The sequence below is a fragment of the Plebeiibacterium marinum genome (genome assembly GCF_026013615.1).
Lineage (GTDB): Bacteria > Bacteroidota > Bacteroidia > Bacteroidales > Marinilabiliaceae > Saccharicrinis > Saccharicrinis marinus_A.
This window is the reverse complement of the sequence record NZ_JAPDPI010000034.1, coordinates 22,626-35,502: the sequence shown is the minus strand read 5'-3', so window position 1 is coordinate 35,502 and position 12,877 is coordinate 22,626. Positions and strand designations below refer to the sequence as shown.

The following is a 12,877-nucleotide window of genomic DNA, read 5'->3' as shown; positions in this document are numbered from 1 at the left end:
TCCTATCTCCCGATAGGCATTTATCCTTTGAAAGCAATTTTAGAATGAAATACTTTATCTATATAGCCTTTAGTATACTACTGGCTTCATGTAGCAATAATGCAATTGTTGAGTATAAACAACTTGATGATGGTATTGCAGTTTCCCTTAAAGAAGGCACATTAGTCATTTATCCTATTGCCGATAATGCGGTGCGGGTAAAATATATGAAGGATTCGCTTGGCAGTTTACCAGAACTGGTTTTAACCAATAAAGTGGAAACACCTCCTTTCGAAGTTTCTGAAACATCGTCGGAAATTGAGGTGAAAGGAAAGAATATCCATGTTATTGTCAACAAAAAGACAGGCATCCTCTCTTTTGCCGATTCAGAAGGAAATATCTTTCTTAATGAGAAGCAAGGTTCCCGTAAGCTGTTGCCTGATTCTGTTTTGGGCGAAAAATGTTACATGGCCCAACAGGGTTTCGACTCGCCCGAAGATGAGTCTATTTTCGGGTTGGGGCAATTTCAGGATGGCCATTACAACCTGAAAGGCATCAGCCGCCGTTTAACACAGGAGAATTCGCAATTAGCCCTGCCTTTTATTTATTCAAGCAAAGGTTATGGTTTAATGTGGCATCAATATGGATTAACCGATTTTAACCCGGCTGATAATGCCATTACGTTGGAAAAGCAACAACAAAACAATGAAAACGAAGAGTTGGCCGAAGTAACCACAACTGCCGGTACTCAAAAAGTATCGCAAAACCAATCTCTCTACAAAGGAAAATTCACCGTTCCTGCCGATGGAGAATATTCGCTGTTTTTGGATTTAGGTGATATGGGCAACCGTCATTTTGTAGTCATCGACGGAGAGGCATGTATCGGCCAAAGCAATATATGGTTGCCGCCTACTATTAGTGCCCTTGTGCCATTAAAAGCCGGCGAACACAAAGTAGAGGTGGTGTGTAAATCCGATAATAATCCTCAGTTGAGCTGGAAGCTTAAAGAAAATAGTACCACATTTCGTTCTCCTCATACAAAAATGTTGGATTATGTGGTGTTTTATGGCCCCGAGGCTGATAAAGTGGTTGGCACCTATCGTAATCTTTCCGGCAATGCGCCATTGTTCCCGAAATGGGCTTATGGCTTTTGGCAGTGTCGCGAACGCTATGTTTCAAGCAAGCATCTGGTTGAAACAGTAAAAGAGTTCCGAAAAAGAGAATTGCCAATGGATGTAATCGTGCAGGATTGGCAATATTGGGGAAGCAGGGGATGGGGTGTACCTCAGTTTGATGAAACCAATTATCCAAACCCTTCAAAGTTTATCAAAGAGCTTCACGATTTGAATGCCCATTTTAATATTTCCATCTGGTCTAATCCCGATAAGAATTCTGAAATAGGCAAAGAGTATGTGGCAAACGAGAGGTTTATAGCAGGTACCAAATGGTTGGATTATTTTAACCCCGAAACAAGAAAAGAATATTGGAATACATTAAAAGACAACATGTTCGATTATGGCGTGGATTCGTGGTGGATGGATGCTGTTGAGCCTGAAAATGATGCTTTAACAGGCGAAATGACATATGCCGGCCCCGGCGATTTTTACCGATTGACATATCCGTTGATGGTGAGCAAAGCCGTGTACGAAGGGCAACGGGTAACCACTTCCGATAAGAGGGTTTGTATTCTAACCCGTTCTGCATTTCTTGGACAGCAGCGGTATGGCATCATCAATTGGTCGGGCGATATTGGCGGTACTTGGGATACCTACAAACGTCAGATTGTAGCTGGTTTAAATTATACGATAACCGGTATGCCTTATTGGACAACCGATATAGGTGGTTTCTTCCGCCCGGGAGGTGCACAATACACCGATAAAAATTTCCAAGAACTGCTAACACGTTGGTTTCAGTGGGGGGTATTTAATCCAATATTCCGTATGCACGGTTACCAGTCTGAAACAGAGCCTTGGAAATACGGAGCTGAGGTTGAAGAAAACATGCGCAAAATGTTGAACCTGCGTTATGCGTTAATGCCATATATTTATTCAGAAGCGTGGCAGGTAACCAATAATGCATCTACCATAATGAGGGCATTGGTAATGGATTTCAGGGACGATGCGCAAGCTGTAGCCCAGCCATATGAATACATGTTCGGAAAATCCTTTTTAGTAGCGCCAATAACCGAAGCAGGGGCATCAAGCCGAGAAGTATATTTGCCAAAATCTGCAAGTTGGTATCATTTTAAAAATGGCAAGCAATACGATGGCGGACAGCAAATTACAGTTGATGTCCCATTGGATGAAATCCCTGTGTTTGTTAAAGCCGGTTCTGTTGTTCCAATAGGCCCTAAAGTGCAATATGCTTCAGAAAAGCCATACGATAATTTAGAGATTCGCATTTATAAAGGTGCCGATGGCTCTTTTACTCTGTACGAAGATGAAGGCGATCATTACAATTACGAATCCGGAAGTTATTCAACTATCCAATTTCATTGGGACGATGCCATCCAAAAATTGATTGTTGGCAAGCGAAAAGGCGAATACCCGGGCATGCTTAATAAACGCAAATTTAGAGTAGTTATCGTTTCTGAGGAGAATGGAATTGGCACCGAGGTATCACAAGCCGATAAAGAGGTGATGTATGATGGAACCCAACAAGTGGTTAAATTCTAATCTATTTATCATGCAAAAGACAAAAATCAATGGTTTAATCCTGATTTGTTGTAGCCTATTGACTTTCAATACAGCAATTGTTCAGGCACAAACCAACAATGTTATCGAAGATTTTAAACCAAGTGAGGTAAACCAACCGGGCAAGCAATCCCCAATGGTCAATTCCCAGGGGTGTGTCAGGGTTCAGGTTGCTGCACCCGAGACCAAAATGGTGCAGTTAGATATTGGTGGGGTAAAGTATTACCTAAAAAAAGAACAACAATGGTCTTTGGACAGGGGAGTCTGCCCCTCAGGCCGAAGGGTTTCCTTATTATCAGTTAAATATTGATGGGGCATCAGTTCCTGACCCGGGCACTAAGTACTTTTACGGTGCCGGCCGTTGGGGAAGTGCTATTGAAGTGCCTGCTGTTGACAGGGATATTTACGTATTGAAAGATGTTATCCATGGCTTGGTGAGTGAAATGAATTATTTCTCTGAAATTACACAGGATTGGCGTCGCTGTTTTGTTTATACGCCCCCCGGTTACGAAAAGGATGCTCAAAAGCGTTATCCTGTTTTATATCTTCAGCATGGAAGTTTCGAAGATGAAACGGGTTGGCCATCTCAAGGCAAAGCCAATCTGATACTCGATAACCTGATTGCTGATAAAAAGGCTAAGGAGATGGTTGTAGTAATGAATCATTTAGATAAGTTTGCCTATTATGGCGGTTTTAGTGGGACTTCAAATTATCCTAGTATAGAGGAAATAAATCCTGCGGTATTCCTGGATGGAAAATATAACGACTCGAAAACTTTAAACAAACAACTAAAAGTTTTATGGCTAGGGTTAGGGACTGTAGAATTCGAACCATTTCCCGGCTCTGTTGGGGCATTTTGCAAAATGCTGGACAAGCAAAAAATCAGGTATGTTTTTTACGAGTCAGAAGGCACTGCCCATGAATGGCTCATCTGGCGTAGGTGTTTGCATCAATATGTCCAGCATCTTTTTAAGTAGGTGGAGAAATACTTTAGTAATTATTTCTTAGTGATTGTTATGGCATTAAGTTTATATGTTTTGACTTAGGTGAGTTATTGTATGCATATGCTTAAATTAAATCTCTGAAAAGTTGAGGAGCCAAATAAGTATCCTAAGGTGATGGGCAATTTTAGCTAATAACCTAGCAGTGGGGCTATTTCTTGATAAATCTTTTTAGCTGTTATAATGTATTATTTAATGATGTTTTGTTTGATATTAGAAACGAAATATCTTAAACCAAAATACAATCTTCATTTATACACATACATTAGCCCGCTGTACTCTAGTTGATATTTAAACTATTGTAGGGAGTATTTTTATTAAAATATTTTACTTATGAAGTTAAACAGCTTTAATGTCATTGTTGCCACTTCGGTAGTGTTTAAGATTGATTAGATAAAAATTTAAAAGACATATTAAAAAAATGAAATTTTTGAAGCTACTTTTTTTTGCAGCGATTTGCCTGATGAGTTTCAACTCATATAGCCAATCGTGGACAGCCGATAATGGGAACGGTACTTATACTAATCCACTTTTTTACGATGAGTTTTCCGACCCCGATATTATCCGGGTTGGAGAGGATTTTTACCTTGCTGGCACCACCATGCATTCCATGCCTGGTTTGGTTGTTTTACATTCAAAAGACTTAGTGAACTGGACTTTCCTGAGTTATGCCCTTGATTCTTTGTCGTTAGGGCCTGAGTTTAACCTTCAGGATGGGAAAGAAGCCTATGGTCAAGGGGTTTGGGCTCCCTGTATCCGTTACCAAAATGGCATGTTCTATATTTTCACCAATGTGAACAATCATGGAATGCAGGTTTTCATGGCGAAGGATCCGAAAGGACCGTGGACACAAAAGCCAATGAAATCAAAGATTTACGATTTGTCCGTACTTTTCGACGATGACGGGAAAATTTATGCAGTGTATAACTACAACGAAGTTCGAATGGTGGAATTAAAGCCCGATATGAGTGGCGTTGTAGAAGGAACAGAAAAAGTGATTATTCCTGCTGGTAATAACATGGGCGAAGGCCATCATATCTACAAAATCAAAGGGAAGTATTACATCATCAGTGCCAACTATGCGCCTTGCGGGCGTATGCAATGCGCCCGTGCCGATAAACCCTATGGTCCTTACGAAACAACGGTAATCAGTGCAAAAGAAACTATGGGCACAAAATGTGGGTGGCTTACCGATAATGTAGGGCTTGGCCACCCTGTACCCGAACCTGGTTTTAAGTTTAAGCTCACACCTGATGCTGAAAGTTATTTTGGTGCAGTACCATTGCATCAGGGCGGTATTGTCGATTTGCCCAATGGCGACTGGTGGGGCTTTTCAATGATGGATTTCAGGTCGGTAGGCCGAACAACCTTTCTTTCTCCTGTTACATGGAAAGACGGTTGGCCCTACTTTGGGATCGAAGGAAATCTTGGTCGCTCGCCACGCACTTGGATAAAACCCAATGTTGCAACACAAACAACTCCTATTGCGCCTTACCAGCGTAGTGACGATTTTTCGGGAACAAAGCTTCTACCTGTATGGCAATGGAACCACAACCCAACCGATGGCAAATGGGAGTTGAACAAGAAGCATGGCTCATTACGCTTGTTTACCTTGCCAGCTAAAGATTTTCTTTGGGCACGGAATACACTTACCCAGCGAGTAATTGGCCCTGAATCATCGGGTACAACTTTACTCGATGCAAGTGCCCTAAAGTCTGGTGATATTGCAGGACTTGCCATACTGAACATGCCGTATGCCAGCCTGGGCATGGTGAGAAGAGATGGCGGTTTCATTCTTCGGTTCTACGATCAATACCAGAATAAAACCATCGATAAAATATTATCATCTGCAAAAGTATATCTACGAGTTACAGGCAATTACGATGAAGACATTGCCCAATTCAGCTATAGTGCCGATGGTGTTACGTTTACCAATGTAGGCGATTCCATCCGATTGCCTTATCAGCTTAAAACCTTTCAGGGGTCGCGTTATGCCCTTTTTGCTTTCAATACCGAAGGTAAAGAAGGTGGTTATGCCGACTTTGAAGATTTCAAGCTTGATGAGCCACTTGCCAACCGCTCGAATAATATCCCTGTTGGGAAGGTTATTACGTTGACTAATTTGGGTACAAACTTATTGGCATGGGCCAATCCGCACGGAATGATGCACTCACAAGGAAAAGGTTCGCCTGAAGCAAATGGAAAAGGTGTACGGTTTAAAGTACATGATCGTGGCAAAGGACGGGTAGCACTTGAAGCCCTGAATGGTACGGGGTTTCTCACTGTGGTAGGCATTGGTATCTCGGGCGATGTAAGAATGCTCAAAGAAGAATCGGAAGCCGGTTTATTTCAGTGGCAGGATATGTTGCATGGGCAATGTATGTTGCTTTCGCTTAAAACCAACCGTTTTGTGGGGTTAACCCCTGGAACAAACGAACCTTACGGAGCCGATTTCCCCGGAACCCTTCCCGACCGAAAAGATGGGACAGTGTTTGAATGGAAAATAGTAGAGGAATAATATATTCAATGGATTAGCTTCAAAATAAAATGAAAACAATATTGATTATTGGCTTGATGCTCATTGTTCTACAGTCCAAATCGCAAGCACCTGCAGACTGGGAAAACCCAAGCGTAATTGGGATCAATAAAGAAGCCTACCATAGTTCGCTGGTGCTCCCTTCGAAGAAAAACGAATGCAAAGAAATTGTTTCGCTCAATGGCACTTGGAAGTTCAAATGGTCGCCAAAACCCGAAGTACGCCCAGTCGATTTTTATAAAGCCGATTACGATGTAACAGCCTGGGACAATATCCAAATTCTGGGCAACTGGCAAATGCAAGGGTTCGGAACGCCCATTTATACCAACATCAACTACCCGTTTAATCGCAACCAACCCCAGGTATCCAGCGAACCGCCAAAGGATTGGACTTCGTACGAAAACCGCAACCCCGTTGGTTCATATGTTACCACATTCAAGGTGGAACCCGGCATGGTAGACAAGCAGTTTTATCTGCATTTCGAAGGGGTAGAATCGGCCATGTACGTTTGGGTGAACGGGCAAAAAGTTGGGTATAGCCAAAATTCCTATTCACCAGCCGAATTCGATGTAACCGATTTTATAAAAGAAGGGGAAAACTGTTTGGCCGTTGAGGTTTATCGTTGGAGCGATGGTAGTTACCTTGAAGACCAGGACTACTGGCGATTAAGTGGAATATTCAGACCGGTGGAACTTTGGGTAAGGCCCAAAACTCATATCCGCGACTATTTTATTATTGCCGAACCATTAAAAGGTTTTTCTTCGGCCACAGTTGGTGCTAAAGTTTCAATCAGAAACCAAAATAAGAAAAAAATGGGCAACTTGAAATTGGAAGTTAAAATCACGGGGAACGACAAAAATGGGAAAACAGTTGAAAAAATATTGGTTAAAGCAGTTCCATTGGTTGCAGGTTTCGATTCGCAAGAAGTGGTGTTGAAAGACATACTTGCCAACCCACGGTTATGGTCATCGGAAGACCCATATCTGTACAATGTTTCCATAACACTTAGCGATAAAAAGAATGAAATCGAAAAATTCCAATATCACTTGGGCGTACGCAGAATAGAAGTTGATGGGGAAGTGTTGAAAATCAATGGAAAAGCCATCAAGCTAAAAGGTGTTAACCGCCACGACCACCATCCGCGCACAGGCCGTTATGTTGATGCAAAAACCACCGAATTGGATGTGCGGTTGATCAAACAAGGCAATTTCAATATGGTGCGCACGGCACATTATCCGCATTCACCACTTTTTTATGAATTGTGCGACCTCTATGGGATTTATGTAATGATCGACGCCAACCAAGAATCGCACGGCTATGGAATTGGGAACAAAGAGTTGGGCGATAACCCACAATGGACCAAAGCTCACGTTGACCGAGCCGTATCGATGGTGCAACGCGATAAGAACAGTCCGAGCATTGTTTTTTGGTCGTTGGGCAATGAAGGCGGTAGAGGACTAAATTTGAGTGGTATGCGCGACACAATTAAGGCTCTTGACTCCTCTCGCTTGGTCTATTCTGACTCAGATCGCTCGGTTTCTGATGTGTACGACAATGGGTATTTACCTCCACTGAAATTGAATGAATTGGCCGAGAAGATTTCAGACCGCCCCGTGATGATGCGCGAATATGCCCATGCAATGGGCAATTCTTTGGGTAATTTTCAAGAATATTGGGATGTGATTGAGGCAGATAAGAGCATAGCCGGAGCTGCCATTTGGGATTGGGTCGATCAGGCTATTTCCAAAAAACAAGATGGCTCGCCATTAGCTTTTGGCAACAACCCACAATCGGTCAACCTCAAACCTGACGAATACTGGGCCTATGGCGGCGATTTTGGCGACAAGCCCAACGACGGATCATTTTTGATAAACGGCCTGATTGGTGCCGACCGCATTCCGCACCCTCATTATTACGAAGCGCAAAAGGTTCAGCAATACATCGATTTTAGCATGGTATCCAACTCTTCAAACGTGCAAGTTATCAGTAAACTTGATTTTACTTCGTTGAACGATTTTGAATATGCCTACGAATTTTTGGACAACGGGCGGGTAATCAAAGCCGGTGATCAACCGTTGAATGCCAACGATATACTTGAAATTCCTTTTATGGATGAAGCAAAGGGTGAACTATTGCTCAACGTATATGCCAAATTGCCCAAACCCACCCTATGGGCCGAAAAAGGTTTCATAGTGGCCCGAAAGCAGTTTGTGCTAAACCCATATACCTTTTCGGAAATAGCACAAGAAGCCACTGCTCCTGTGGTGAAAGAGACGGCAACGGGGATTGAAATTACAACAGGAACAGCATCCATCGTTCTTGATAAATCCACTGGGGCTATGAAAAGCTGGAAGGTAAATGGCGATGAAGTTTTGCAGGACGAACTGGAACCCTGCTTCTGGAAACCCGCCAATGAAAACCAACGGCGCAATGGTTACAACAACCGCCTTGGTGCATGGCGCAACGCCGCCAAAAATCGAAAAGTAAAAGGCTATAAAGTCAATACTGATAATGGCTTCACAGTGGTTACTTTCGAGATGGAGCTTCCGGTTGGTGCTAACTATCAATTGAAATACACCGTAAACGGAGCAGGCAAAATACAGGTTGAAGCCATTTACACCCCAATAACCCAAGGAATTGCCATGATACCCAAATTTGGGATGCGCATGAGGTTGCCTGCCAATATGAACCAAGTAGAATGGTATGGCCTGGGCGAATTTGAAAACTACCCCGATCGCAAAACTGGGGCATTAGTTGGCTACTACAAAAAAGGGTTGGAAGAATTTATTACGCCTTATGTAGTGCCGCAAGACAATGCCAACCGTTGCGATGTACGTTGGTTTTCGTTTGGGAACAGCCTGGGCAGAAAACTGGCAATTAATGGTTTGCAACCGCTTTGTTTCCGTGCTTGGCCTTATTCTGAAGAGGATACCGAAAACATGCTACACAATTACCAGTTGCCACGCAGAGAATATGTGAACGTAAACATCGACCTCAATATTGAAGGTGTCGGAGGAAACGACTCGTGGGGCGCGAGAACATTGGAGCAATATGCAATCGATGGAAATAAGCCCTATTCGTATGGGTTTGTGTTGGAAATAATAGAATAGACAATTTCATAAATATACAGCTATAATATATGAATTTATTATTTAAAATAAAGTTTACATTTTTTTCATTCCTAGTGGTAGGACTACTTGTTTTTTCCTACGCACAAAACCCTATTGTTCAGACAAATTACACAGCCGATGCTGCTTCGTTGGTTCATAACGGACGTTTTTATATTTATGCCGGCAGAGATCAGGCTTCACCCACAGGAGGATGGTTTAGTATGCATGAGTGGAGGGTTTATTCGTCAACCGATATGGTAAACTGGACCGACCACGGTCCAAAACTGAAGGTAACCGACTTTAAATGGACAAATGGCGATGCATGGGCCAGCCAATGTGTTTATCACAAAGGGAAATTTTATTGGTACATATCAACCAGCCACAGAGAGAAAAAAGGCAAAGCCATTGGCGTAGCGGTTAGCGATAGTCCCACCGGACCATTTGTCGATGCGAAAGGTTCGGCCATCATTACCACTGATATGACCCCCAATCAGGGCGATTTCGACGACATTGACCCAACCGTTTTTGTTGACGATGACGGACAAGCTTACATGTATTGGGGCAATGGAAAGTGCAAATATGTAAAACTGAACGACGATATGATTAGTTTTTCGGGCGAGGTTCAGTATGCCAATGTTCCCAAATTTGGAGAAGCCCCCTGGCTTCAAAAGATTAATGGGAAATATTATTTATCGTACTCATCAAGTTTGCCATCTACCATCGAATATTGCACCAGTAATTCCCCCATCGGCCCATGGGATTATCAGGGACGGATATTAAACCCAGTCGATAATTGCCAAACCAGCCATCAGGCAATTACTGAATTTAAAGGGAAGTGGTATTTTGTTTATCACAACGGAACATTACCGGGTGGAAACAGTTTCCACAGGTCGGTTTGTGTCGAGGAATTTAGCTTGAATCCCGACGGAACAATCCCCCTGTTAACCACAACAAAAGGAGGGGTCAAAACCAGTGTGGGCAAGTTCATTCCATTCGAACGTGTGGAAGCCGAAACAATGGCATGGTCACATGGGCTTGTAGCTGCTGATGATAAAAATGTCGGCGTTTATATGTCAAGCATCAGCCATGGTGATTATATCAAGATAAGGGATGTTGATTTTGGCAAAGGCGCCAAAAAGTTTGTTGCCCAAGTGGCCTCTTCTGCAAAAGGCAGTATCGAAATAAGGCTTGGAGGGCAGGATGGCATACTATTGGGCGTTTGCGAGGTGAACAGTACAGGAGGATTCGACAAGTGGTCAACTATAAATGCCAAGGTGAAGAAAATTAAAGGTGTTCATGATCTTTATTTGGTTTTTAAAGGTGGCGAAGGCGAATTGTTGAACTTTGATTGGTGGAAGTTCCAATAACTTGGAACATAATTGATTCTATATATTTTAAATTGCATTTATACTACATAAAAATGAATTTTATGATTTTTAATTGGATATTTATAGCGAGGCTTACTAGTCTTTTAGTTGTATTGGTTTTGTTTTTCAATGGCTCAACTGCCCAAAATCCAATCATTACCAATGTTTTTACCGCCGATCCTGCCCCATTGGTTTATAAGAATACCGTGTATCTTTATGTTGGTCACGATACGGCAACTGTCGATGCCAAAACCTATCATATGTCCGACTGGCTAGTGTATTCAACCACCGATATGGTAAACTGGCAAAGCTATGGGCCATGCCTGACTACCAAAGATTTCAAATGGGCTGCCTATGCTGCCAATGCTGCTCAGTGTATTGAACGAAACGGTAAGTTTTACTGGTATATTTCCATCATCCACAAAGCCGAAGAAAACAGCAAAGGGGGTGTCGCTATTGGGGTTGCTGTTGGCGACAGTCCAACCGGTCCATTTAAAGATGCGCTTGGCAAAGCATTGATCACGAACGATATGACAACCGACATGAAACATTCCTGGGACGATCTTGACCCTGCTGTTTTTATTGATGACAATGGGCAAACATATTTGTTTTGGGGCAACGGGAGTTGCAAATGGGTTAAACTCAAGGATAATATGATTGAAGTTGACGGCCCGATTCACACCTTTACACCCAAAAATTTTACAGAGGCTCCATGGATTTATAAAAGAAAGGGAATTTATTACCTGGTTTACGCAGCCCATTTTCCCGAATCGGTGGAGTACTGTACCTCTGAAAGTATTGAAGGGCCTTGGGTTCATCAAGGCGTAGTGCAAGACACTGTTCCCAAAAGTTCAACAACGCATCCAGGGATTATCGATTTTAAAGGCAAGACCTACTATTTCTATCATAATGGAGTCTTACCTACCGGTGGAAATTATCGCAGATCGGTTTGTGTTGATTATTTGAATTTTAATAAAGACGGTACAATTAAGAAAGTGATTCAAACGTTAGATGGTGTAAAATCGGCCAATTTAAAATGAAATCAATAACCTAAGCTATGAAAAAGTTTGCGAATTTATTAGTCCTGAGCTTTTTAATTGGCAGATTAAGGGATGATGCTAATTTGAGATACCTGTATCAAGGTGAGCCAACAAGTAAAACTGGAAGACCCCAAAAATACGATGGGAAGGTTGATCATAACAATATAGACATGAAGCACTTTAAGCTAGTGTCAAAAGATGAGCACGCTGTAGTTCATAGTGCCATTGTACATTCCATATCCTTAAAACGTAGCATAAAGGTTGTACATGCCCTTTATTGCAACGAAAAGGGTAAACAGGTTTATAAACTATGTTTCTCAACAGATATTAACATGCACGCTTCTGATATCCTGAAATCTTATCAAAGTCGTTTCCAAATTGCATCTCTTTACAGAGAAGCAAAACAGCATATTGGCTTAAATGATTGTCAAACCAGAAGCGAAAACAAATTGGGTTTTCACTTTAACGCTTCTCTGACAGCCATTAATCTTGCCAAGGTTACTCATTGGTTGAGTATACCCAAAGAGCATAGAAGATCGTTTTCGATGATGGACGTCAAAATAATAAACCACAATGCATTACAGTTAGATTTGTTTTTTGACAAGTTGGGCATTAACCCACACTGGCCTAAAAATATAAAATAGGCAAAGGAGCTATTATATTACGGCACTATTGTCGCTTGAATGTTTAACAAAGTATTGTGTATGGCAAATATGATGTTATTTGCTTGTACCACAACATTAAAGGAGAGTAAAGACTATTATCCAGGTCAGTTTCCGTTGGAAGATGTACTGCTTTTGGACGGGCCTTTTAAACGTGCCCGTGACCTGAATATTGAAGTATTATTGAAATTTAATGTGGACTGCTTTTTACATTGAAAGATGCAAAACATAAATTAAGGCGGAACAGGATTTATTCTTGTTCCGCCTTATTCTATATTATGATTGCCCTAAGACATTTTTAGACCTTTGCAAAGTAATAATGATTCAAATGTCTGGATTTATAAATTAAATATCTAAAAGTCACATTCATCATTATTGATTAATAATAATTTAGCAAAGAAACAAGTGGATATATTTCCAATTATGGAGACTATTTAGTAAATGAACTTAATGGCACTTTTGTATTAATTTGTCAGGGAGGTGGTACGT

At 41.7% G+C, this 12,877-nt stretch carries 9 protein-coding genes; all 9 read left to right on the top strand.

The features are described 5' to 3' along the window. The first annotated feature begins 44 nt into the window (after positions 1 to 44). The 9 genes from OM074_RS15140 to OM074_RS15100 all read left to right on the top strand — a co-directional run bounded on the left by OM074_RS15140 (position 45) and on the right by OM074_RS15100 (position 12,604). Positions 45 to 2,654 carry a glycoside hydrolase family 31 protein gene (locus OM074_RS15140; protein ID WP_301200927.1) on the top strand — a complete coding sequence of 870 codons (2,610 nt, stop codon included), beginning with the start codon at positions 45 to 47 and terminating at the stop codon, positions 2,652 to 2,654. Positions 2,655 to 2,664: 10 nt separating this feature from the next. After that, entirely contained in the window at positions 2,665 to 2,982 is a 318-nt protein-coding gene (locus tag OM074_RS15135; protein ID WP_301200925.1) for an early set domain-containing protein, read from the top strand. Positions 2,983 to 3,052: 70 nt separating this feature from the next. Beyond that, positions 3,053 to 3,649, top strand: coding sequence for an alpha/beta hydrolase (locus OM074_RS15130; protein WP_301200923.1), 597 nt, complete (start codon positions 3,053 to 3,055; stop codon positions 3,647 to 3,649). Between the two features lie 454 nt (positions 3,650 to 4,103). Beyond that, positions 4,104 to 6,191 (top strand): glycoside hydrolase family 43 protein, encoded by a 2,088-nt coding sequence (locus OM074_RS15125; protein WP_301200921.1) that lies wholly within the window; start codon positions 4,104 to 4,106, stop codon positions 6,189 to 6,191. A 56-nt stretch (positions 6,192 to 6,247) separates the two neighbouring features. Beyond that, positions 6,248 to 9,319: a glycoside hydrolase family 2 TIM barrel-domain containing protein gene (locus tag OM074_RS15120; RefSeq protein ID WP_301200919.1), complete on the top strand. Its 3,072-nt coding sequence runs from the start codon at positions 6,248 to 6,250 to the stop codon at positions 9,317 to 9,319. A 29-nt stretch (positions 9,320 to 9,348) separates the two neighbouring features. Further along, positions 9,349 to 10,686, top strand: a complete 1,338-nt coding sequence (locus OM074_RS15115) for a glycoside hydrolase family 43 protein (protein ID WP_301200917.1) — start codon at positions 9,349 to 9,351, stop codon at positions 10,684 to 10,686. 62 nt (positions 10,687 to 10,748) lie between these two features. Further along, positions 10,749 to 11,726 (top strand): glycoside hydrolase family 43 protein, encoded by a 978-nt coding sequence (locus OM074_RS15110; protein ID WP_301200915.1) that lies wholly within the window; start codon positions 10,749 to 10,751, stop codon positions 11,724 to 11,726. Between the two features lie 17 nt (positions 11,727 to 11,743). Next, the gene (locus tag OM074_RS15105) at positions 11,744 to 12,370 is read left to right on the top strand and encodes a hypothetical protein (protein WP_301200913.1); all 627 of its coding nucleotides are present in this window, start codon (positions 11,744 to 11,746) and stop codon (positions 12,368 to 12,370) included. A gap of 60 nt (positions 12,371 to 12,430) precedes the next feature. Next, positions 12,431 to 12,604 carry a hypothetical protein gene (locus OM074_RS15100; RefSeq protein WP_301200911.1) on the top strand — a complete coding sequence of 58 codons (174 nt, stop codon included), beginning with the start codon at positions 12,431 to 12,433 and terminating at the stop codon, positions 12,602 to 12,604. Positions 12,605 to 12,877: the final 273 nt, after the last annotated feature.